Here is a 24,954-nt window from a genome sequence, read left to right on the forward strand (position 1 = left end):
TATTTAGACCCCCTGACTATCTTTATATTTTAAAAGAGTTAGAATACGTTGCATTTCATTATAAACAATCATTAAACCTTCATCAACTCCCATGCCTGGTTTAGCAAGAACTTGATTTGGCCTGGTTGCTAAAGCTATATCAGTACAAATCTGGGCAGAACGATCTGTTTCATTACAGGTTCCCCCCTGGTAAGCCCCTATACCATGTTGTTTACAATATAGGACAGCTTCTATTATATTATTTATTCCCCCCAGGTCAGGGGTTTTAATTTGAACCATATCAGCGGCTTCAGCATCAACAAAATCTTTTATATCTTCCAGAGAGTTGCACCATTCATCAGCGACAATTTCCACACTACTATTAGATTCCTTTAAGCTATTTCTTAAAAGCTTTAAACTCTTTATCTGTTCTGTTTTACTGCCTGCATCAACAGGTCCTTCTATCCTTATCTTAAAAGGAGAGGATACTTTTTCTAAATCAAGCAAATAATCTACCATTTCTTCTAAATTATTATTAAATGCTAAACCAATAGTTCCATAAACATCCACATGAAAAATAGGTTCATAGTTTTCATCACCTATCTTTTTAATTCTCTCCTTCAACCATTTAATATAACCCAGTAGTTTTTCACCATGTTTCCCAAGTTTTGTATCAACATTATTTATTAAACCATGAGGTAAAACATCAGCATGTTTAATAATAATTTTATCTGCATTCAAATATCTGTCATCACCAGTCTGACAAAAAATAGGTATTGGTTTTAAAATGCTTTTTAGACCATACTCTTGAAGGACAACTTCTGTTCTGGTACAATATTTTGCCTTAGCAACTGCATCAAGAAGGGCCTGAGTAACACCATATCGAATAGCCGTATGTAGCGTACAACCATTTTTAGAATAATTATCAACTAATTCTGCCAAGGATTTAAAACTTTTTAAATCCTTACCAATCAATAAATGGGCAATTTCTTTATTAATTATAGAGATAAATTCCTTGGCCAGAAACAAAGGGTCTCTTCCACCTGTTCCAGAATATTGGACAGCAGCACAATCGCCATATGCAACTTGCCCATCATCAAGAATAAGCATAATTGAAATTGATTCACCCGCCTGCCTAATATTACTAAAACCAGGGGTTTCTATTTTTCCATAGTATGTTGCACCATCTTCAACTGCATTATTTTTAATCGCTGCCTGATCATCAAAGAAAAAACCTGTCAGCCCTGGGGAAGCAATTACATTTTTAATTTGTTTCATTATTCACCTCATTTTATTATAAATTTAAATTGAAAATCAAGATTACTTAGGTCTTCCCACTAACATACCTTTACTTATAGCATAAATATCATCAACAACCATTTGAAAACTTACATCACGTTCTTCATAAAATCCGCGTTCCTTTAGTTTATCAGCATGAAAATCTTTTATCTTATTATCAAAAGGAAGATTCCCGGTATTAAGAAAGCGAACTGCCCCTTTATTATCACGAGCTGGTAAAATCTTTCCTGAATTATATTGGCTAGGGGCAAAAGGAATATCTAAAACACCGGCCTCAAATGCTCTTACTATACCAACTGCCCAATCACCATCACCCAGTTCCTTAACTTTAGTTAAAATAGCATTAGTTTCTTCCATAATTATTTCCCTTTCAATATCCATGTTTTTGGTTTGTTCTATACTCTGGTCTCTAAGCATATTTATAATCTGTTTAGTTGTTTTTAGACCTGAGGCATTTGCTTCTTTTGTTGGTATACCCAGTGCTTCATGAGGCGATTTTACTATAACTTTTGTAGCTTTGCTTAAAGCAGAAGCAGTTGCCCCCCATGATATTACTGCAAAAGCCTTGGCCTCATCCTGTGGAAAACCACCCATCCACTGATGAAACACTGTCGTTATCTCAATATCATGATAACCTTCATCACATATATATTTCTCAGCAAGTTCTTTTAAGCTTTGAATAGCTGCAATATCCTGAATAAGATTACCATTCTGACCATATCCTAAACTCACATATTTAACACCCTGTCTTACTGCTAATAAAGCTTCTAAAATAGCTACACTATGGGATATAGCCGGGGGTACCAATGTTCCAGTAAGGGGGCCAAAGGGTTCACGATTAATTTTTATACTGTGTTCATAATAATATCCAACTAATCTATCAACATATTGCCAGTATTGAATAGTATCTTCTAATGATACTTTCTTAGCATAAGGAATATTATATGATATAGCTCCACCTTCAAAATCTGTAAATCCACCAGCTAATGTTATTTCTGCTAATAATCTAGCATCAGGAGTGCCATGTCGCACTTCTACTGGAGCATCAATAGCCTCAATAATCTTACGACACCCCTTAACCCCATAATTTACAGCAGGAAAACCATTTAACATAGAACGTCGGGTTTCATAGCTTTCTTTAATTCCCTGTTCTGCTTCTTGATATTGATTTTGTCTAGTATAACTATCTATTGTTGTAGGTAAAAGATCGGCTTCCCCTTTTTCCAATAAAAATTCGAGAAGATCAATATGTGCTTCAACCAGAGCTACACCAGCCCTAGGTTGTATTAAGGTTTTATTGTTGTTTTTAGCATCAATTAATTTATATACCATTATCTTATTTTCTGGCATATTTTTATGGAATTCTACTGCTTCATTAATGTCAACCTCTTTACCAGTTGACCAGCTTTTCAAGACTTCTTGACGTTCTTTAAGAAAAAGTTCTTCATCAATCTTCTTATTCTTAACCTGCATTTAATCCCCCTCCAAACTTAAATTTTTTCTAGATAATTTTTCATAATTTTTATACTTACTTTTGGTTCTAATTCTGCTAATAAACCAGCCGCTGCCATAAGATATTTTGAATCCTTTAAAATAACAGGACCCATTGGCGCTAATAACTCAGAATTATCCTGATTAGAATATAAAGCACCTTCTAAAATAAAGGCCGGGTTTTCATTTTTGACAATTATCCCCCCAGTACCTATAAGATATTTTATTTTAGTCAAATCTTTGCCCTCCTGAATATAACTAGGACCTAGTGGAGTATATACAGTTTTTAAATGCCCTACATGTCTACTGACAGCAATACAACTAGCATTACGACCTAATATATTATCTAATACCCTTTCTTTTTCATTATTCGGTATAAATTCAGTTTCACTTCTACGATGTTTAATCATCTCTTTATATTTATCAGCAGAAATATTATAGCCTTTTTTATTTAGTTCTAATCTGACTTTTTCTTCACCAATAGTCTCTGCTAAAGAAAGAACACTATAACGCATACCTAAATCACCTTCAACTGTCCTTTTGGCATATGGTTCCTCAAGACCACGCCAACTAACACCAGCCTTTTCAGGTTTACCTTTAGCAACAGAATGAACATCTGTTGTAGCTCCTCCAATGTCAATTACCATTAATTCCCCTAAACCCTCTTCTTCCTTACAACCGTTAGCTAATACTTCAGCTGCTTTGAGTACCGCTGCCGGTGTAGGCATTATAATACCATCTATAAATTCGTTCACTCTATTTAAACCATGAGCATATATAATTTTATCTAAAAATATTTTTCTAATTAGTTCTTGAGTTGGTTTAATATTTAATTTCTCTAGGTTTGGCATTACATTTTCTTTTATATAAAATTCTTTGCCAGCTCTCTTAAATATTTTTTTAATCCTTTCACTTGCGACCCTGTTACCAGCAACAATAATAGGTTGTAATAAAGAACTTTCTGCAATCTTTTGAGCATTATCTATAATAACTTCCGTATTACCTCCATCTGTACCACCTGCTAGCAGAATAATATCTGCCTTTAATTCTATTATCTCAGCTATATCTTTTTCTGTTAATTGATAACTATATGTCTTTAAAACCCTACTTCCAGCCCCCAAAGCCGCCCGTCTAGCTGCTTCAGCTGTAAGTTCAGGTACCAATCCAATAGCAATTATTTTTAAACCACCAGCAGCACTACTACAGGCCAACTTATATTCAGCCCTTTCCCAGCCATTAATATCTTTCAGAGCCTTTTTTAAACCAATATTTATATCAGTTTCAACTGTTGTATAAGCCTGACTATTATTGAGTACTCTTGCCCTATCAATATCAAGTAATGTTGTTTTGGTATAAGTACTACCTATATCAATTAACAAAGCTGTCCTCATTTTTTATCACCTTTAGATAATTTCAGATCCTCTAAAAGATCATTTATTGATACACCGGGAAGTGTTCCAGGTGGATAAACTCTATCAAATCCCATATTTTTAAATAACTTTTCTGTTTCTTGCCAATTTTGCTTACCAATAACCAAATTCCCACCTACATAAATAAGAATATCTCCTATCCCTGCTTCACAACATTTATTACGCAAACCACGACAATCCATTTCCCCATGCCCATATAAGGATGAAACCCAAATTGCATCTGCTCCTGTCTCAATAGCTGCCTGAACAAATTCTTTTTGTGAAGCCATAACCCCAATATTTATAACCTTAAAATCAGCTTCCCTTAAAGCATGTTCTAATATTTGATTACCAATAGCGTGAACATCAGCCCCTATAACCCCGAGTACAACTGTACCCTTTTTACTTATCATTAATCTATGCCCCCTTATACATATCTTACTTAAAAAATATATATCTTATAAGCTTTCCATTATTTGTTCAATGCTTTTTTTAACTGCTGCCTCTGGCTCCAGAAAATAACTTCGATCAGTAATTTCTAAAGTCATGTAACCTGAATAATTATAATCATTTATTACTTTTAAATAACTATCCAGAGGAAGAACACCATCTCCCCATGCTAAGTGCCCTTTAGGACTACCATCGATAAAATGCATGTGTTCTAAATCCTCTCCAAATTCATTTAAATAATCCTCAATATCTTCACCAGTAAGCGCCATTGGTATTGTATCAAGCATAGCTTTAAGATATGGTGAATTAATTTCACTTAACATTTTTTTCAAAGGAGAAACTGTATTAATTAAATTAGATTCCTGAGGGGTAAGTGGTTCCAATACCAGCCTTATACCTCTTTTTTCGGCCCTAGCTACTAAACAACTCAAAGATTCTTTGCAGCGCAACCATGCTTCACTTATTGGTTCATTTCGGTAGCCCCACCCTGGAGTAATCAATAATAAAGGAGATTCTAATTCACAAGATACCTCCAGAGACTTTTCAAAGTACTTTATACTTCTTTCCCTTATAAAATCTTCCTTGGCTGATAGATTAATAGGATACACACACTGTTCAGGAGTAAAACATATAACATTTAAATTTCTTATATCTATTTCTTTTTTTATCCTCTTTACATCAGCAAAGCACAAATCATTTACATATAAATGGGGTGAAGCACCCCATAGTTCAATATTAAAAATTTCCAACTTAACCATAGAATCCAAAAAATAATTTAAAGGGTAATGGGCATAATTAAAATTCATTCCTGCAATTTTATTTTTATTAAGCATTGTTATACTCCTTTTTTATGAAATACTTGGTAACCAGGTAATAATAGAAGGGAATAATATTACTAAAAAAACAATTAACATCATAACTAATAAATAAGACCAGATAATTCTATAAGTTCTTGATACTGGTATTTTTGCAATACCACAATTTATACATACTAACAATGATACTGGAGGACTTATAGTCCCTATAAGTGCAGTCATTACCAGTACTACACCTAATTGTATCGGATCTATACCAACAAATGTACCCACTTTATATAAAGGAGCGGCTAACATAACTAATAATGGATTAGTATCTATGGCCATTCCCAAAATAAATACTATAACTGCCATTAAGAAAAGTATTCCAGTTGGATTATTGGTAATTGATAAGATAAAGCCAGTCAATTTTTGAGCAAAAAATTGACGAACAAGAATCTCTGAAAAAACTGTCGTAATAGAAATAATAAGCAAGATAACTGTTGTGGAATATAGAGTACTCTTTAATGCGTCAATAATTTTAACTATCGTAAGTTCACGATAAATCAAACCAGATATAATTAAGGCGGACAGACATGCCAATATACCTGATTCAGTAGGGGTTACTACCCCAAAAACCAGACCTAAAACAATAAACAATGGTACTATCATAGCTGGAGAGCTTTGTATAAAAGAAGTAATAATTTCTTTAAATGAAGCCCTTTTTTGACGATATGGTTGATATCCCCTCTTCATAACCCAGTAATGAGTAATACCCATCAATGCTACACCCAAAATAACTCCCGGGATAGCACCACCAATAAATAAATCTGCTACTGAAGTTTCTGTCAAAATTGCATAGATAATCATCAATACACTAGGAGGAATAATTGGTCCAATACAAGATGATGTTGCAGTAACAACAACACTTAAATCATCATCATACCCATCTTCTTTCATAGCTGGTATTAGTAGTCCTCCTATTGCAGCACTATCTGCTGTAACAGTCCCCTGAACACCAGAAAAAAATATGCTGGCTAAAATATTAACATGGGCAAGCCCTCCTTTTAAGTGTCCAATTAAAGAACTAGAAAAATTAATAATTCTTTTTATTATACTGCCTTTAGATAACAATTCAGCAGCAAGTAGAAAAAATGGGATAGAAGCTAAAGTAACAGAATCTATTCCCTTAAACATTCTACTGGGCAAAATAGTTAAATTAACAAAATCATTATTTATAATAATCCAGATTGCTGAAATCCCAACACTATAGACAATTGGTACCCCAATAAAAATTAAAAACAACATAATTACAAATAATATTGGAATTACTCCCATATTATATCCCCCTTTAAATTAGTTACTATGTTTAAAAAATCAATCACTGTTCTCCGAAACTTTTTTTATTTTTTTAAATATCATTAATATTCTCTCAACAAAAAGCAAGGTAAGGCCTATCGGTATTACCAAATATACCATACCCATTTTAAGCCAGGAAATAGAATCTGTACGATAAAGCATGGTAACTGGAATATATTTAAAAGATGCCCATATTACTATAATAGCAAAACACAGGGCAAGTACATCAATAAAAATATCAAAATATAATTTCTTTTTCTCATTTAGTTTATTTGGAAAAATATCTACCCTGAAATGAGCATCACCTCTATCGGCAAGGGGCCAGAGCAGAAAAGCAATCCATATAAATGAATATCTAGTAAGTTCTTCCACCCAAATAATAGAACCAGCAATATTAGTATAGCGAAAAAAAATATTTAGAGATTGAAAAAAAATAACACAAACAAATAACATTACAGAAACTATTTCCAATAGACATTTGGAAATTCTATAATATTTTTCAATCCTATTTTCCATAAATATAATACCACCTTTTTCTTAAAGGTCCGGATTTTATAGCCGGACCCTTAATTTTATTTTACAAATTACTAGAACTGCTTTCTCCCAGTAGTTTTTTCTACATATTTTAACCATTTTGTATAAAAATCATATACATCTTTACCTTTTTCCTTCATAAAATCATCACGGAACCCAAATAGTTTCTTATCTATATCACCATCAACAGAAATATCACCTTTATCATACCATGTTACTCCATCTTCAATCATTTTTGATTTTGCCTGTTCATATGTTTTTTTAGCTTCTTCCAGATTAACTATTTCTGCATCTTGAATTGTTTCTATAAAAATTTCCTGTAAATCTTTAGGTAGCCTTTCATAAAACTTTGTACTTGTAACCGTCCAAGTAGTAGCATGAATTATTTTTAAATCCCAGTAGGCTTGAAGAACTTCCTGCCAATTTGGTTGAACTGCAATAGAGGGAGCAATTAAGGCACCTTCAACCAAACCCTGTTGAAATGCTATATAAGCCTCTGAATAAGCTAATGGTACAGGAATGGCTCCAAATAGCTTAGTAAGATTTACTGAATAATCACTATTAACAGCTCTAAATTTCTCATTTTTGATGTCACTTAAAGAATCAAATGGTTCCTTATACATAATCCCTGTAAAATCTGTTGCATCTACTCCAACAAGCATAAAACCCTTTTCTGCCGCAACCTCTTGAAATTGGGGAAAATAACCCCTGATAACTTTCCTTACCTCAGCTGAATCCTTCCAACCATAACCAGGTAGTTCTCCAACATTAAGTTCTGGTACATAGTGATATAATACACCACCTGCTCCTGGCATTAAATCAATATCCCCCAATAAAATACCCTCTAATAGTTCTTTTTCACCACCAATCGAACCATCAAAAAATAATTCACACCTAAATCTGCCGTTACTTCTTTCTTCAAGTTCTTTAGCTATCCATTTCATCTTTTGGCCAAAATGATGGTTTTCATAATAAGAAGTGGCCATCCTGACCCTGATAGGCTTCTCATCAGCTTGTACCACAACACCTATGACTAATGTCAAAACAAAAATTGCAGTTAAACAAATAATCATACTTTTTTTCATTGTAAATTTCCTCCTTATTAGTTATTTTCTTTGTTATTAGCAAACCTATCTAACATCTAATCTTCTAACCACTTTTCACCCCCTCTCCATTATTTATTTCAACCCAGGAATTTTCTGATAAACATGTTTATAACCAAAGCTCCCTTTATGAAGGCAGCTTTCTGCAGCAAATTTGGTAGCTTCTTTCATTGATGTTTCTATTTGTTTTTCTTGTAACCTACATATCAAATAATTGCTAATATAAGCATCTCCCCCACCCATAGTATCCAGAGGTTTAATTTTTTCCGCAGGGACATGTATTAAATCACCATTTACTAGAGCATATGAGCCATTTGATCCATTAGTAATGACCAATTCTGTTCCATGTAAGCTTGTCCATTTTCTTAAGAATTTAATTATGTCTTTTTCCTCCCTACCAGACCAGGAAAAGAAAGCATAATCAACCCAAGGCAATACCTCGTCTATTATTTGTGGACTAAACTTATTTGAAAAATCATATGAAATTTTACATCCTAAATTATTTAAATCAGATAAATAAATTTCTATTTTACTATAAATACTGCTATGGATTAAATCATAATCATTCAAAAAATCCAAATCTTCCTTTTCGATCTTTAAGCTTTGAGAAGTAGAGGGATCACTTTTTATAAAAACCCTATCATTTTTCTCGTGTCTAACAAAAGTATAAGCGTTTTCTTTTTCATTAAACCTAATTCTTTGAAGATTAACTCCTTCATTTTGCAATGCTTGACTTAATATTTTCCCATTTTCATCTTTTCCCAAGGCACCAATATAACTAGCTTCGACCCCTAATCTTTGAGCAAAAACAGAGAAATTCACACAATTTCCTCCCGGAAAACCTTCTTTACTGTCAATATAAATATCAACAGTATTATCCCCTACACCGGCAACCTTTATAGCATTACTCATAATTATTACTCTCTGCCCCCATTATACTTATACTTTAAATCTAAAACGATCTCCCTTAAATACAGTTTTCACATATTCAATAGAACGATTATCATCTGTATAAATTGCTCCTGTTAATAAAAACAGTGGTTCACCTACACTAATATTTAAATGTTTAGCCTCAAATTCATTACACTTTATTATCTCCAGGGTTTTTTCCGATTTTCCTGGATTTACATTGTATTCCTCTTCTAAGAATTTATATAGTGAGCCTATGTTGATATTAGCTTCTAAAACAAGGGGATAACTTTCATATGGTATATATGATTTTTCAATAGCAACAGGTTCCTTATCTAAAAACCTTAACCTCTGAATAGCTATAACTTCAGCGTTTTTCTCAACCTGTAAAAACTTACAGATAGTAGGGCTTGGCTCCATAAGTTCTTTACTTAATACCTTGGCCCCTGGAATAAATCCCTTTTCACTCATCCGCTTACTAAAACTATTAACTGTAATCAGTTCCCTTTCAATCTTAGGAACAGCAACAAAAGTCCCTTTCCCCTGTTTTCTAATTAATATGTCATCATCCACCAAATCTTGTATTGCTTTCCTTACAGTAATTCTACTTACTCCATACTTTTTCGTTAAATAGGCTTCAGTTGGAATTTGGTCTCCAGGTTTTAATTCATTCCTCTCAATTTTAGTAGTAATTATCTCCCTCAATTGCACATAAAGTGGTTCTACACCTGATTGTTTTAACATAATTATTCTCCTCCTAAACTTTAATTTGAAAATTACTTAATTAATATTATCATATCTCTTTATCCATAACAATTCTTTACGATATAATTCATCTCTATTTGTTCTATTAAGTTATATGTTGTCTTTATTGTTTTTCGTTTTATACTTTTTTATTATTACTAAATATTAGGAGGAGATAATTAGTTACAAATTAAGGTTTTTATACTATCAATTGATATATTATTCCCAGATATAACCTGTTCCTTCTTTACCCATATTTCTTCTAATATCTAAATTATGACCAGTTTTTTCTTCAAGTGCCCAGGCATATATTGTTAGTGCAGGCCATAGTAAAAAAGGTGTTAAATATTCTTTTACTAAACTAGAATTACCAGAATACACATCAAGGGCATCAACAAAATAATAATTAGCCTTTTTATATTCTAAGTATTCTTCAATCCTACGAACATAATCTGATTGCTTATCTCCTGCAGCAAACAGAAGAAAGTAATGATTATCATCAACTACTTCTAAAGGTCCATGAAAAAAATTGCATGCGTTTAATACAGAAGCATCCTTCCATTGCATCTCCATCAATTTACAGTTTCCAAAAGCAAAAGCAGCTCCCATAGTTGGTCCTGAACCTATTGTATATATCATATCTTTGTCTGCACAATCTTCCGCAAATTTGAGAGCCCCATCTTTATAAAGCTGATGTGCTTCTTCTAATAATTCGGGTAATTCGAATAATCCTTCCTTCAGTTCTTCAGGCAATGGATTTTCCATTACTTCAGCAACAGCAAAAGTAATAATCGACAAAAATAGTAATTTTAATTCTGACATCTGCTCGCCATCAGGATATTGAAAATGTAAGTCAGCAATCTGAGCTATTTTAGACTCTTCATTACTGGAAATAGCCAATAATTTTGCTTTTTGATCTTTTGATTTTTTTAATGAATTATATACTTCAGCAGTATTACCTGAATGAGACATCCCGATTACTAGACTATTTTCATCTATCGTTATGGGAATTTTACGGTCATATTCCCCTGCTTGATAGACATTACAATTAATATTTTTAATTAAACCAGCAAAAATATATTTTATTGTTAGCATTTGGGAATAATTAGCCCCACAACCAACTAAATTTATATTTTTGAAATCCCTTGAAACCACCTTTTTTATTTTTTGAACTATTTCCTGATAACCCTTTAATACCATTTTGAGATTTTTTTTATAGTTAATATCCAAATTCCGCATATTAATCATCTCCTCAACTATATGTTTTAGTTTAATTCCAAATTATAATACTTTTTTGCGTTTTCTGGTGAGATTTTATCTTCAATATAATCCTTGATTACTTTTTCTTTCTTTCTATCTTTAGGATCCCCATATCCTCCAGAGCCAGGGGTTTGAACACTAATAACATCACCTTTGTTAAGTTTTTCATCCGAAGTTTTAGAACCTAATTTCACTTTCTTATCTGCATAAATATGATAATATGCACCACTTTTACCAGAATGGCCTCCCTTTAATCCCCAGGGGGCAATTTCCTGTCTATCTGCTAGGGCAGAAAAAGTTATATTATCTGCCAATGTTTTTATGTCTCTTCTAATACCAAGACCCCCTCGATATTCTCCAGCACCACCAGAATCTTTTCTTAAGGAATACTTCTCAACCATTAAAGGATATTCTATCTCTAGTGCTTCTATGGGTAAATTAGAAGTGTTTGTCAGATGAACCTGAACTCCATTCATACCATCTAAACTACTACTTGCCCCTAGTCCACCTCCTATAGTCTCTAAATAAACAAAAAATTCATTTGTCCTAGGGTCTATACCGGAAAAAGTTGCAGTTGTACAAGCACTATTACATGCAGCTATAACCCTTTGAGGAATAGCATCTGCCATAGCTCCTAAAATAACATCTACCACCCTCATACAGGTATCTATCCGTTCCCCCACAGGTGCTGGAGATACTGAATTTATTATTAATCCATCTGGAACAATAACATCAAACACTCTATAAATACCCGAATTAGATGGTATATCGGGGTCTATGAGGGCTTTTAATGAGTAAAACACTGTTGCCAAAAGACCATTCATCGTTACATTTATAGGACCATCTACCTGTTGGCTGGATTTAGAGAAATCAAAAGTAATATGATCTTGTTTTACAGTAATCTCCACCTCTATAGGAATCGGTTCGTAATTTATACCATCATTATCCATGTAGTCTTTAAAACTATATATCCCATCTGGCACTTTATTAATAGCCGTTTTTAAACGTTTTTCAGTATAATCTAATAATTCTTTTGTATATATCTTAAAATCTTCTCCATATTTTTTATATACATCTAAAATTCTACTAACACCTACTTTATTTGCAGCAACCTGTGCCTGCAAATCACCTGTTCTTTCTTCTGGTGTACGACAATTAATTAGAATCATATCTCGTATTTCTTTAATTATCTTACCTTTTTTACAAAACCTAACAGGTAATATCCTAATACCCTCCTGAAAGATACTTACTGCGTCTCCTGAAGTACTGCCAGGCACTTTCCCGCCTACATCTGAATGATGAGCAATATTGGCAACCCAAGCAATTAACTTATTTTTTGAAAATACTGGAGCAGCTACAGTAATATCAGGCAGATGAGTTCCTCCACCAGTATAAGGGTCATTTGCTATAAACATATCTCCAGCTTCCAGTTCATTCCTGGGGTATTTTTTATATATTTCTTCGATTATTGTAAGCATTGAACCTAAATGCATGGGTATATGTTCAGCTTGAGCAACCATATTTCCCCCTGCATCAAAAATCGCTGTAGAGCAGTCCTTCCTCTCTTTAATGTTACTTGAGTAGGCACTCCTGATAAGAGCTGCCCCCATTTCTTCTGCTACTGAAAGAAGTAAATTACCAATGATTTCTATTGTTACTGGGTCTGCATTATTTTTCTTGCTCATTTTCTACACCCCCATAGTTTAACTTAATATTTAAATACTCATCAACATTAGCATTCCAGCCTGGGTTGATTAGAATTGTTGTATCCATTTGTTCAACTACCGCAGGCCCAAATATTTCATGACCAGCATCAAGATCATCTCTTGTATAAATCGGGCACTCTACAAACCCTTTATTTTCATCAAAATAAACCTGCCTATTAGCATTAGGAATTGGTGGATTAAGAGAATCTTTTATAGGATATTTGGGCATATCTGGTTTGGGAGTTTTTCCAATAGCATTTACTCTATAATTTATCAATTCAAGCGGCTGATTTTCATCAAAATATCCATAATTTTTCATATGCTCTTTATGAAATTGACCCTTAATATCATTGAGGATTTCTTCGTCTAATTTTTTCTCTGGAATAGTAAGTTGAAGTTCATAATTTTGCCTCTTATATCTTGCATCAATAGTAAGAATATACTCCCGGTTTTCTTCAAAGATCCCTTCTTTATCTAACATTTTCTTTCCTTGAGAAATCATCTTACTAAATATTTCATTTATTTCTTTAATATTATTTTTTTCTGCCAACATGATTTTAGATTTTACATAATCATATTTTATATCAGCTACCAGTAAACCAATAGAACAGAAAATTCCTGGTGAAAAAGGTATTATTATTTCTTTAATTCCCAATTCTTTAGCTACTGCACAGGCATGCAGAGAACCAGCACCTCCAAAAGAAACAAGGGCAAATTCACGAGGGTCATAACCACGCTCTACTGAAATAACCCTAATTGCACGTACCATATTAGAATTCACAACAGCAATAATACCAGCTGCTGCCTCAACTGAATTCATATCAGTTAAAGATGACAAATGCTCTTTAATAGATTTTTCTGCCAGATCAGCCCTAATCTCCATTCTACCCCCAAGTATATACTCAGGATTAAGTCGGCCTAATACTACATTTGCATCTGTGACAGTAGGCTTTTCTCCACCTTTATTATAAGCAGCTGGCCCTGGTTTTGCACCTGCACTTTGGGGACCAACTTTAAGTGCTCCACCTCCATCTAACCAGGCAATACTTCCTCCACCAGCACCAATTGTATCAATATCAATCATTGGTGTTTTTACAGGAAATCCATTTATCTTTCTATCTGTCGATAAAACAAACTCACCATTTTCTATTAGACTAACATCTGCACTTGTTCCACCCATATCAAATGTAATAATATTTTTTACACCACATAATTGAGCAACATGGTTTGCAGCTATAACTCCAGCACTAGGACCTGATACAGCGGTACGTATAGGACTATCAATGGTTTCCGAAATCGAAATAATACTCCCATTCGATTGTGTGACATATGGTTCTACTTTAATTCCCATATCTTTTATAGAATTATTAAAATTATTAACATAAGATTTCATAATTGGCCCTAAATATGCATTAAGTACTGTTGTGCTCATTCGTGGGTATTCCCGAAACTCAGGGACTAAATTATGTGATGCTGAAACATATATATCTGGATATAATTCCTTTATTATTTCTACAATTTTTTTCTCATGAATAGGATTGAGATAAGAGAAAAGAGTACAAACTGCAACAGATTCAGCCCCTTTCTCTTTTAGTACTTTTACTATATTTCCTACCTCTTTTTCTTCTAAAGGACTATATATGTCCCCATTATAAAGAAGTCTTTCACTAACTTCGTGATTCCAACCACTTGGTATAAGCATTTCAGGTTTCTGTATAAAATAATTATATAAACCTGGCCTTGTTTGATCTCCAATTTCTAAAAGATCCTTAAATCCTTTTGTAGTTATTAAAGCTGTTTTTGCTCCAGTTCTTTCTATTAACGTATTGGTTGCTACAGTTGTACCATGGGCGAGATAGGTTACTTGACTATAATCAACATTATTTGTTTTTAATATTTCATCTATTCCTTCTACTATAGCTAAAGAAGGATCATCTACTGTTGAACGAACTTTTAAGATATTAAGCTCTTTTTTTTCAACATTTAATAAGGAAATGTCTGTAAAAGTTCCTCCAACATCAACCCCTATCATATACTTCAACTTCATTACCTCCTTAATTAATTAACATAAAACAAAAACATTAAAGTTTTTCAGTATTAATATAATTTATATTATTTCATTTTCACCCCCTTTTTTATCATTTAAAAAATTAAAATTATTTAATACGTTATATAATGTTATATATTGTTCTATAATATTTATTCGGTGCTAATCATAAAAATCCTCTTTTTTTTTTAAAAAAAAATTATAATTTTTTAAAAATTAATATAAATGAATGGTTATTATCTAATGCTAATTTTTAGATATCAAGCTTAATGTATAAGAACTAAAGTGCTGACTTAGTGTAATAATTAATTATGAAAAACCCTAATATAATAAAAACTCCTTATTTTTAGGTTAGAAATGAAATATCATGACCTAAAAATAAGGAGTTTACTTATCTATTAATTATTTTTCTAAATTATATTTAATAATAAATTTCCTCTAGAAAACTCATAATTTACCACTACAACAATTTAAAGAAGATAAAATAAATTCACCATCATAGTACTTTACAATAGTAATTGCACAGTGAACTACCTCAATCTTCCAGTAATAATCTACTGACATATGTAAAATGTATGTCAATAAGGCGCGGATAACACCCCCATGGGTTACCAGCACAAGATTATTTCCCTGATTCTCCTGACAAATCTCCTCCACCTGGGATATTACCCTGGTCTGGAGTTCCAGCAGGCTTTCTCCCCCAGGTGGGGTAATTTCCACAGGATTTTCAAGCCATTTTTTTAAATGAATGGGATATTCCTTTTCAATCTCCTGGTATTTCAAACCCTCCCATTGACCAAAATCTATCTCCCGCAAGGCAGGCATGGTCTTCAGTTCTATATCCTGATGATATTGAGCAATTTTTTCCGCAGTAACAGCTGCTCTTTGTAAATCACTGGAAAAAATCCCATCAATATTCTCATCTGCTAATTGACTTGCAACACTTAAAGCCTGGGAAATTCCTGTTTTATTTAAGGGAATATCACACTGCCCCTGATATTTATGGGCAAAATTCCAGTCAGTCTGACCATGTCTGATTAGAAATAATTTCTTTCCCATAAAGCCCCCCTCGTTTTAGATGACTATTAAGCGATTTGCAGCTAGAAAAGAAAGTAAAACCAATATCTCACTAATCTCTATAACTGCCCCATAGACATCACCAGTTAACCCATCAATTAACTTTACAACATAATTAAGAAAAATACTTATTACTAGATAAGTAAAAACAAAGATTATTATTGTTATATAAATAGGGAAAGAAAAAACATATAAAATAACTATAAAATAAATTAATAAATATATCCCTGCAGTAATGGCCTCTTTATATGTTAAATAAGACTTAATTTCCTTAGCAAATTTACTGGAAACAGCCAGGGGATAATTATAGGCAGCCACCACAGCCATAAACCGGCTGATAGCAGGCATTAAAAGAAATATGGGTGTCCTGAAATCATCAGTTAATTCCATAAATAAGTTATATTTAAGTATTAAAAGTAGGATTATTGCTACTGCCCCAAAAGAACCAATTAGACTATCATGCATAATATTTAGTATTTTTTCTTTCTCCCGACAGCTAAAAATACCATCAATTGTATCAATAAAACCATCCAGATGCAGTCCACCAGTTAAATAGATTAAAAAAACTAAAAGTAAAATGTTTCGTATGCTGAAAGGTAGACTTAGGGAAAAAAGGTAATCCAGTAAAATTAATATCAAACCAATAATAGCTCCCACCATAGGGTAAAAATTCATTGCCCTGGACGGTAGTCTATCATTGTATTCAATCTTTATTATTATGGGCAGCCTGGTAAGAAAACTCAAAGCAAAAAAAAAGGCTGTCATATAAGTTCATCTCCCTGTATTTTAAATTTATTTAAATTTCTCATGCCAATTTCCTTTATTTCAACTGGTAAACCTGCTATACAGAGATATACTTCATCGGCCTCGCTGGCTATTAATTGATTAATCCTCCCTGCTATATCACGAAATTCCCTACCTAACTTTGAAACTGGTACTACACCAGAACCAAGTTCGTTACTAACAATTATCAGGTCAATATTCTTTTCCCGGGTAATATTAATAACCCCCTCCAACTCTTCCACAATAATAGCTTCTTCATGACAGGAGGGATTATCATTTCCCTTTAATAAAATATTAGAAATATATATTGTTAAACAGTCAAGGAGAACAACTTGACCAGGTGGAAATGATAAAAAAACATCCTGGAGTTTATAGGCTTCTTCAATTGTCTGCCAGGTTTTTGGTCTTGATTCCTGATGTTTCTTGATCCTTTTAGACATTTCCTGGTCAACCGCCTCTGCTGTCGCCAGATAACTTACCATGTCACGACCCTTTTGGTAGGCTATTTTTTCAGCAAAAGTACTCTTCCCACTCCTTGCCCCACCCAGTACTAAAGTAATCACTCCTACCCCTCCTTTTCCTATGTACTGCTTAAAACTCTGCTAGCTCCCCAATAATTGTCAGAGGCTTAGCTATTGCTGCCTTTAAGGGGGCAAATAAATCCTTTTCTACGGCAGTCAGTAAAGAAGTAGCCGGGCCGGCAGATTTCTGTAAATCTAGCTCACTATCATCTCTCAACTTGAGTCTCAACCCTACTGACCTGGCCAGGATACCTGCCTCATAGGCCAATCCCTTTGAACCAACAGGGATTATTTCATGAACACCTCTAAACCCAAGTAGTTGCTGCAAAACTGGGAGATCTGCAACTTTTTCCTGATTAGCCAGCACCTCTTCCCCAACCATTGGTAAACCAACAGCTATTAATATATCACCAGGCTGTCCAGCAGCTATTTTTATTTTATCCCTATTAACCCTTCCCAGTACAGTAACACCAATACCAGTTTGAGAGGTTTCAATATTCTCTTCTGTACTCCCATTAACTGCTATCTGGCTGTCCAGGCCTATCCTCTTAAGCTCTCCTTTGATACCATTTAATATTTCTTCACCAGTAGGATTATATTCTACTGCCAGGGCATCTACAATACTAAGTGGCTCTGCAGCAACACTTATAACCTCCATTAAAGCAACCCGGGCTGTAAAGGCACCGATAAGTTCAGCAGGAACCTTTATCCGATCATGTTTTTTAGGCCCAATACCACCAGCAGAATCACAGGCAATCACTAAAAAATTATCTTTATCCAGTTCTATTAGATTTATATCCCGTTCCATTTTTTGAAATGCCTTAATTTTTTTCATGATAGCTGCCTTGATTTCTTAGTTTCTTTAAATTAATCCTTTCTCCCAATATTTTATGAATCACTACTGCCAGAACTACATTAACAGCCGAACCCAGTAATAACGGAATGAACATTGATAAGAAAAAATGATACCCCAAAAAAGGTATCAATACTGCATCAAGTACTATACCATTTAAAATAATTGCTACCACAGCAGCCAGTAAAGAATTAGCCTTATTATATAGATATGCAAAAACCAAACCGCAAACACCCATTAAAACAGCAATCCCCAAGTGGAGCATTCCCAGAGGGAATCCACTCTTCATCGCAGAAAGCAGATGCCCCAGAAATAAAACTATACTACCACTACCCCCACCAAATATCATTGATGCCAGATAGCCTGGTGCTGAATCAAAAGCAACAGTACCAATTGGGCTAGGGATAATTATATAAGCCCCTGCTGCACTTAAGGCTATCATCAATGCCAGTAAAACAATCCTTTTTATATTATTTTGACTCATATGTACTCCTCCTTGATTTTATTATAATCTTTAATAGCATCTACCAGCAAAGAGGTAATTTATGAAGAGTCAAAAACTATTCTCATAAGACCACTTCCCTCCGAAGATTCTAGTATTAGGTAAGTCTCCTGACTCGGCTTCATTTTACTCCCTGGCCTTTCCAGTTTTCCAGTGGCCATAATTAGGTTTCATCTGCCTCACAGTAGCGGGGGCTGTGCCGGATTTTCACCGAACTTCCTTGTTACGCTGTAACCAAACAGCACCTAATACGTTAAAAACCCCTTCTCATCTCGAGAAGAAGTTACACCCTTATCATATACGAAAAATAATAATTGATTTCTGAACAAATAGATTAAACAAATCTATTCAGAATATTTACAGGTTGATTTTATCTATTCAATTGTCTATATAATAACAATTATAACCTGACCTGTCAATTAGCTTTTTTCATGATATTCTATTTTTTCAACATCGACCAATGTGGGATATTAATACCAGGCACCAAATCTTCAGAAATAAGCTCAAAACCAAATCCCTCATAAATCTTTACATTTTTAAAACTATGTGTTTCCAGGTAACAGGGCTGACCCTTTTTTTCAGCTGTTTTTAACATTGGATACATCAGTTTACTTCCAAAACCCTGTCCCTGTTTCTCAGGGTCAACCCCAAGTAATATTACGTATTGATGAGGACCTATAACCTTTTCCTGGTGTATTTTCAAAGAAAAATTATTAAATTCATTAAGCTTTTTCCCGGCATCTGACCCTAATTTAACAAGTGACAAAGCCCCAGACCTTAAAGAACGAAAAAGATTAAAATGATAATCTTTAAAACTAGAAAATAATAGTATCCCTTCAATTTCGGAGGAAGAACCATATGCCTTTCCATAGAGTACTGCGTATTTAATAAGAAACCTAAGAAAAATCTCTATATTTTCCATATTATGTTTTTCCCCTAAAATACATTTAAACATAGGGTAGTCATAAAAAGCCTTTGCTAACACTTGGGCACTCTTATCAAGGTCTTTCTTACTTAATTTATACAGTTTATCAAGATTCATTACTATGCACCCCGTTACTAATTTTTTTCAGAAAAAAGCTATTATTCTCAATGTTGCTCAAGGCTGTCAATTATGCATAAATTTTTCTCAGTCTATTCTATAAACATTCTCCATAAATCTCTTTTTTCCTACTAATAATAAATTATGTCTAGAAAAAGTAAAAATAACACTAAACAAAATTAAGAAACCCAGATTCCATACTTCCCAGAATATAGTTTCTTCAGTTTCTTCAAAAGAATTTTATTATCCTGTCGACTCTTAACTGCTACTCTAATAAAATCCTTTCCTAACCCTCGATAACTCTTACAATTCCTAATAAGAATACCCTCCTCAGCCAGCAAATCGGTTAATTGATCTGCATTATATTTCCCCTTTGAAAGATCAATAAATATAAAATTTGCAGTCGGTTGATAGACTATAAAGTCTCTTATCTTACATAAACCTTGATAGAGGTAATCCCTTTCTATAGCCATCTTCTTCCTGCTTAAATTATAATAGTCCTCATCCTCAAAAATAAGTTCCCCAGCTAACTGGGCCAGATAATTAACTGACCAGGGGTCACGGGCCATTTCCATCTCTTTGATTACCTTCTCATTTCCTATCCCATAACCCAATCTCAAACCAGGTATAGCATACAATTTAGTTAATGAACGCAACACAAAGAGCCTCTCATAGTCCTTAACCAGTTTCACAACTGTATAATCAGCAGGTTGGTCAATAAAATTGATAAAGGCTTCATCAATGAAAAGGAAAACGCCCTGTTTAACAGCATAATCCAGTAAATCAATTATTTTATGCCTTGCCAATAGTTGACCTGAAGGGTTATTAGGATTACAGAGAAACAAAAGTTCAACCCCATTTATCTCTTCTTTAACCCTGGAAACTTCCGGTATAAAAGAATTATCTCTGGACAGGTTAAAGTGTTTTACTTTACCACCAATACTCTTGACAGCCAGTTCATATTCAGAAAAAGTTGGTTCTACTACCAGAGCAGTAGCTGGTTTTATTACTTTAACAAACTGATAAATAAGATCAACAGCCCCATTACCAGCAATCACATTATTATAATCTACCCCTATCTTAGCTGCAACAATCTCCTTAAAACTAACTGCAGCTGGTTCTGGATAGTGTACTAACCGATGAAGGTTATCCCTGATACCCTCAACAACTATCTCTGGCAACCCCAGAAAATTTATATTAGCACTAAAATCAATAATAGAGTCTTTATTTAAACCATATTTTTTAACTGCTGCTGCTATATTTCCTCCATGATAGTGTTCCATACTATTTTATCTACTCCCTTCTATTCCCCCGGAAATTATTGCTGCCCTCCTGATGTACTTTAGGTACGGTATCTCCCGGGATATTATAGAGATTAATTTTTCTTCAGGGTATTGTTTGTTAACTAAAACCCCCATTAAAGTACCACTATGAGCAATATTTACACCATAAATCCCATTCTCTCCTCTTATAAGCCCTAAAAGTTGCTCCAGACCTTTTTTGTATAATATATCCTGATGGGCCTTACTGCTTAGGCTTGCTCCCTCTCCAATAAGTTCAGGTTTATTTTTTTTAATCCCTTTTTCAATTAGATTCAAAGCCTGTCTTACCAATCCTTCTTTTGAATAATTTAAAAAACCAAGGTCTTCTCTCTGATTAAAAATAGTAGAATCCACTTTCCCCATTTCTGTAAATATTAAAATATCTAGCAATGGTGCTTCCCCCAGGTATCTGGCTAGTTTGCCTTCACGATGATCAAAAAGCTGCAGCCCCGGCAGAAAAATGCTGTCAGTCGGTTCAATCCCCAGGGCAATTTCTTTAATCAGTTGATTATCAATTGGATAATCCAGGGCCAGCATAACTCCGGCCGTTGCGGCCGTAATATCTGCTGTACTACTGGCCATTCCCTTACCTACCAGTAAGTCGGACTCTATCTTCACCCTGGCCCCAAGACCATCCTGTTTCAAATAAATTAGTGTCTTTTGCACAGCCTCAACAAGCCTGGGGGCATATCTATTTACTTTAATTCCTTGATATAAAGAACTTAATTCTACTGTTACCTGGCTATAGAGATTGATAGGGCAGGAGACCAGAAAATCCTGACCTGCAATACTCCCCTGTACCAGTTCACCACAACTACCCGGCACCCTGATTGTAGCCTGTCTACTCATCACCAATCCCCCAGCCTCTCCTGTAATTATTATTCTGAATAAAGTGGCCTATCGGCCATCCAGATTAATTAACAACTATTTTTTACTTAAAAATATTTCTTATTAAAGAAGTTAACTAATTTTAATAATCCAGACAGATATATTTGTTGTACGACTCTAGAAATTATCCGCAGGCAGGACGCCGAAGGAAAATTTCTTGACAGTAAGCGGAGGTAGGACACCGCAGCGCAACCATAATGTATTACAACGGGAGTGCCGGGCCGGTGCAACCTCAATTTTCTTGTACGCTCTGTTTAAATACGGAGTGCCCGTGGTGCACGACATAGGGAAACAAATATATCTGTCGGTCTTTAAAGTTATCCACAACAACCTATTGTGCAAATCACGTAATTTTATTAAACAAAAACAATAACAACCATTACTATCAACAAAAAAATTATTATACTTACATAGATCATCCTATTAACAGTCTTTATATCCTGCCGCTTAAACTCCCTCAGTTTATCACCTAAATAGGCCCTGAAACTGGCCTGACCGTGGTAATAATTTATTCCGCCAAGCCTTATCCCCAAAGCACCAGCAACTGCCCCTTCAGGATAACCCGCATTAGGACTGGGGTGTTTAGCCGCATCCCTAAACATAATCTGACAAGAACGCATTAAGTTTTGACCTGTAAGACCTGCAGCCAGACAAAGACAAATACCAGTAATCCTGGCCGGAATCAGGTTGACTAGATCATCCAGTCTAGCAGCTGCCCACCCATAATACCTGTACCTATCATTTTTATAACCCAGCATAGAATCAAGTGTATTAACCGCTTTATAAGTCATAGCCAGAGGGACCCCCCCCAATAAGTAAAAAAAGATAGGGGCCAGGATACCATCTGAAGTGTTTTCAGCCAGGGTCTCAATAGCCGCCCTGACTACCCCTTCTTCCTTTAAACTGTCACAATCCCTTCCAACAATCTTATTGACGGCCTCTCTCGCCAAACTAAGCTTATCCTGTTCAAGGAGCCCATAAATCTGATTGCCAGCCTGTACTAGTCCCTTAATAGCAATTGTTGACTGTAATAAGTAGATACTAAGAATAATGCTGGCAATATAATGAAGGCCATAAAAAAATTCAATTATAAAATAAGTCCCCAAATATGTAAAAACAATTACTATTAACACCTCTAAGATACCGGCAATCCTTTGTGCTCCAGGACTTTTGGCCAGAATCCTAAAAATTCTTTCCAGTAAGGATATTAATCTGCCTATATATACAACAGGGTGAGTTATCCATAAGGGGTCTCCTATAATTAAATCAATTATAATAGCCATTATTAAAAACAAGAAATAATCTATGATTATCACCTCACCCAAAAATTACCCTGTCCAGTTTTGCTCTTGCTATATTTTTTTCCAACAGGTCAGCAAATCTATCATAGGCATCTTCCCGCAGACGCCGGGAAGACATATGCTGCCTGCTTAAAGGGTGTAAACCCTTTTTCTCCCTTATGTGATTGATAAAAGACCTCCTAAATCGGTCATTGTCAAATATCCCATGGAGATAAGTACCCCAGACCAGACCATCATCACTTATCAAACCATCATCGAAACTCTCTCCCTTATCTCCCCAGAGCATAATCTTCAGCAACTGATTTTGATCACTATCAATACGACTCCTCCCATGATGGATCTCATAGCCTGTTAGTACCTCACCCTGTAAATCTTTAAAAAAAGAAATATCAGTATTTATACTGGCTTTAACCTGTCTGCTTATCTTTTCCCCAGCATAAACTGTTTCCATTTCCAGAAGGCCTAGTCCAGCAACAACTTCTTCACTGGATTCAACATGTGAAGGGTCAATAACCCTTCTCCCAAGCATCTGATAACCACCACAAATACCAAGCACCGGTATCCCCTGTCTGTACTTTTGCCTGATGACTTCAATATAACCCTGACTGTAGAGATATTGTAAATCCTCTATAGTATTCTTACTGCCGGGGATAATAATTAAGTCTGGTTCACCTATCTCAGTTAGCTCCCGTAAATACCTTACCCTGGTTTCAGGTTCAGCAGCCAGCAGGTCAAAATCAGTAAAATTAGAAATGTGGGGTAGATATAGAATTACAATATCAAGCTGGTAATCAGTATCACCCTGGACATCCTGAGCAAGACTGTCTTCTTCAGGTATCTTAATATCTTTCAAATAAGGGATAACACCCAGGACTGGTTTGCCGGTATATTTTTCAATAAAGTCTATCCCTCCTTCAAAACGGGCCTGGTCCCCGCGAAATTTATTAATTATAATCCCCTTTACCCGCTCTCTCTCCTCCTGAGTAAGTAATTCCAGGGTACCTACAATAGAGGCAAAAACCCCTCCTTTATCAATATCAGCTACCAGGATTACCGGGGCATCTATCATTTCAGCTATTTTCATATTAACCAGGTCATATTCCCGCAGATTAATTTCAGCAGGACTCCCTGCCCCTTCCATAACAATAATTTCCCACTTTCCGGCCAGCCTTTGCAGGGACTCCTCAATAGCCTCTAAGGATTTTCCCTGGTCTGCAAAATACTCTTTAGCCTTTATATTCTTTACTGCCTGGCCATGAATAATGAGCTGGGAATTATCATCCTGATTGGGCTTTAATAAGACTGGATTCATATCAACAGTTGCTACTACCCTGGCTGCCTCAGCCTGTACAGCCTGGGCCCTGCCAATTTCACCACCATCCCTGGTAATAAAAGAATTTAAAGCCATATTCTGTGATTTGAAAGGTGCCACCTGGTAACCATCACGAACCAGCAAACGACAGAGACCTGCTGTAATGACACTTTTGCCCACATCAGAACCTGTTCCCTGTATCATAATAGATTTAGCAGCCATATCTTACACCCTCATCTAATAAATTATAAGATTCTGTTCCAAAAGTA

23 protein-coding genes and 1 riboswitch are annotated in these 24,954 nt (G+C 34.7%); all 23 genes read right to left on the reverse strand.

The features are described from left to right. Positions 1-3 precede the first annotated feature (3 nt). Positions 4-1,257, reverse strand: a complete 1,254-nt coding sequence (locus D7D81_RS15545) for a methylaspartate ammonia-lyase (protein ID WP_125990961.1) — start codon at positions 1,255-1,257, stop codon at positions 4-6. Positions 1,258-1,299: 42 nt separating this feature from the next. After that, complete coding sequence (locus tag D7D81_RS15550) at positions 1,300-2,751, reverse strand: methylaspartate mutase subunit E (RefSeq protein WP_125990962.1); 1,452 nt, start codon at positions 2,749-2,751, stop codon at positions 1,300-1,302. Between the two features lie 17 nt (positions 2,752-2,768). Next, a complete protein-coding gene (gene glmL, locus D7D81_RS15555) occupies positions 2,769-4,160 on the reverse strand; it encodes a methylaspartate mutase accessory protein GlmL (protein WP_125990963.1) in 1,392 nt (463 codons plus the stop codon). Next, positions 4,157-4,591, reverse strand: a complete 435-nt coding sequence (gene glmS, locus D7D81_RS15560; protein WP_125990964.1) for a methylaspartate mutase subunit S — start codon at positions 4,589-4,591, stop codon at positions 4,157-4,159. The genes glmL and glmS overlap by 4 nt, the downstream gene beginning before the upstream one ends. Before the next feature lie 45 nt (positions 4,592-4,636). Then, positions 4,637-5,461: a TIM barrel protein gene (locus D7D81_RS15565; protein WP_125990965.1), complete on the reverse strand. Its 825-nt coding sequence runs from the start codon at positions 5,459-5,461 to the stop codon at positions 4,637-4,639. A 15-nt stretch (positions 5,462-5,476) separates the two neighbouring features. Beyond that, positions 5,477-6,760, reverse strand: a complete 1,284-nt coding sequence (locus D7D81_RS15570; protein WP_125990966.1) for a TRAP transporter large permease — start codon at positions 6,758-6,760, stop codon at positions 5,477-5,479. A gap of 39 nt (positions 6,761-6,799) precedes the next feature. Then, positions 6,800-7,297 (reverse strand): TRAP transporter small permease, encoded by a 498-nt coding sequence (locus tag D7D81_RS15575; protein ID WP_125990967.1) that lies wholly within the window; start codon positions 7,295-7,297, stop codon positions 6,800-6,802. Between the two features lie 71 nt (positions 7,298-7,368). Beyond that, the gene (locus tag D7D81_RS15580) at positions 7,369-8,400 is read right to left on the reverse strand and encodes a TRAP transporter substrate-binding protein (RefSeq protein WP_125990968.1); all 1,032 of its coding nucleotides are present in this window, start codon (positions 8,398-8,400) and stop codon (positions 7,369-7,371) included. A 93-nt stretch (positions 8,401-8,493) separates the two neighbouring features. Further along, complete coding sequence (locus D7D81_RS15585; RefSeq protein ID WP_164522291.1) at positions 8,494-9,240, reverse strand: PfkB family carbohydrate kinase; 747 nt, start codon at positions 9,238-9,240, stop codon at positions 8,494-8,496. A gap of 117 nt (positions 9,241-9,357) precedes the next feature. After that, positions 9,358-10,071 (reverse strand): GntR family transcriptional regulator, encoded by a 714-nt coding sequence (locus tag D7D81_RS15590; protein WP_125990970.1) that lies wholly within the window; start codon positions 10,069-10,071, stop codon positions 9,358-9,360. Positions 10,072-10,290: 219 nt separating this feature from the next. Then, positions 10,291-11,310, reverse strand: a complete 1,020-nt coding sequence (locus D7D81_RS15595; RefSeq protein WP_164522292.1) for an SIS domain-containing protein — start codon at positions 11,308-11,310, stop codon at positions 10,291-10,293. Positions 11,311-11,336: 26 nt separating this feature from the next. Next, positions 11,337-13,016: a hydantoinase B/oxoprolinase family protein gene (locus tag D7D81_RS15600; RefSeq protein WP_125990972.1), complete on the reverse strand. Its 1,680-nt coding sequence runs from the start codon at positions 13,014-13,016 to the stop codon at positions 11,337-11,339. Then, the gene (locus D7D81_RS15605; protein ID WP_286170410.1) at positions 13,000-15,069 is read right to left on the reverse strand and encodes a hydantoinase/oxoprolinase family protein; all 2,070 of its coding nucleotides are present in this window, start codon (positions 15,067-15,069) and stop codon (positions 13,000-13,002) included. Before D7D81_RS15605 ends, D7D81_RS15600 begins: the two co-directional genes overlap by 17 nt. A 462-nt stretch (positions 15,070-15,531) precedes the next feature. Then, entirely contained in the window at positions 15,532-16,143 is a 612-nt protein-coding gene (gene cobC / locus D7D81_RS15610) for an alpha-ribazole phosphatase (RefSeq protein WP_125990974.1), read from the reverse strand. A 15-nt stretch (positions 16,144-16,158) separates the two neighbouring features. Then, positions 16,159-16,926 (reverse strand): adenosylcobinamide-GDP ribazoletransferase, encoded by a 768-nt coding sequence (gene cobS, locus D7D81_RS15615; protein WP_125990975.1) that lies wholly within the window; start codon positions 16,924-16,926, stop codon positions 16,159-16,161. Next, positions 16,923-17,507 (reverse strand): bifunctional adenosylcobinamide kinase/adenosylcobinamide-phosphate guanylyltransferase, encoded by a 585-nt coding sequence (cobU, locus tag D7D81_RS15620; RefSeq protein WP_286169800.1) that lies wholly within the window; start codon positions 17,505-17,507, stop codon positions 16,923-16,925. Before cobU ends, cobS begins: the two co-directional genes overlap by 4 nt. 28 nt (positions 17,508-17,535) lie before the next feature. Beyond that, positions 17,536-18,300, reverse strand: a complete 765-nt coding sequence (locus D7D81_RS15625) for an AIR synthase related protein (RefSeq protein ID WP_230867177.1) — start codon at positions 18,298-18,300, stop codon at positions 17,536-17,538. Next, positions 18,287-18,802, reverse strand: a complete 516-nt coding sequence (locus D7D81_RS15630; protein WP_125990977.1) for an ECF transporter S component — start codon at positions 18,800-18,802, stop codon at positions 18,287-18,289. The genes D7D81_RS15625 and D7D81_RS15630 overlap by 14 nt, the downstream gene beginning before the upstream one ends. Before the next feature lie 101 nt (positions 18,803-18,903). After that, positions 18,904-19,084: riboswitch (cobalamin riboswitch) on the reverse strand. 175 nt (positions 19,085-19,259) lie between these two features. After that, positions 19,260-19,862, reverse strand: a complete 603-nt coding sequence (locus D7D81_RS15635; RefSeq protein WP_125990978.1) for a GNAT family N-acetyltransferase — start codon at positions 19,860-19,862, stop codon at positions 19,260-19,262. A 179-nt stretch (positions 19,863-20,041) separates the two neighbouring features. Further along, positions 20,042-21,145 (reverse strand): threonine-phosphate decarboxylase CobD, encoded by a 1,104-nt coding sequence (gene cobD, locus D7D81_RS15640; protein WP_125990979.1) that lies wholly within the window; start codon positions 21,143-21,145, stop codon positions 20,042-20,044. Between the two features lie 6 nt (positions 21,146-21,151). Then, positions 21,152-22,033, reverse strand: a complete 882-nt coding sequence (locus D7D81_RS15645) for a GHMP family kinase ATP-binding protein (RefSeq protein WP_125990980.1) — start codon at positions 22,031-22,033, stop codon at positions 21,152-21,154. A 395-nt stretch (positions 22,034-22,428) separates the two neighbouring features. Beyond that, on the reverse strand, positions 22,429-23,355 hold the full coding sequence (cbiB, locus tag D7D81_RS15650; RefSeq protein WP_286169802.1) for an adenosylcobinamide-phosphate synthase CbiB: 927 nt from the start codon (positions 23,353-23,355) through the stop codon (positions 22,429-22,431). A gap of 34 nt (positions 23,356-23,389) precedes the next feature. Further along, on the reverse strand, positions 23,390-24,907 hold the full coding sequence (locus D7D81_RS15655) for a cobyric acid synthase (protein ID WP_125990981.1): 1,518 nt from the start codon (positions 24,905-24,907) through the stop codon (positions 23,390-23,392). Positions 24,908-24,954: the final 47 nt, after the last annotated feature.

This window comes from Halocella sp. SP3-1 (genome assembly GCF_003953885.1).
In the GTDB taxonomy this organism is placed as follows: Bacteria; Bacillota; Halanaerobiia; order Halanaerobiales; family DTU029; genus Iocasia; species Iocasia fonsfrigidae.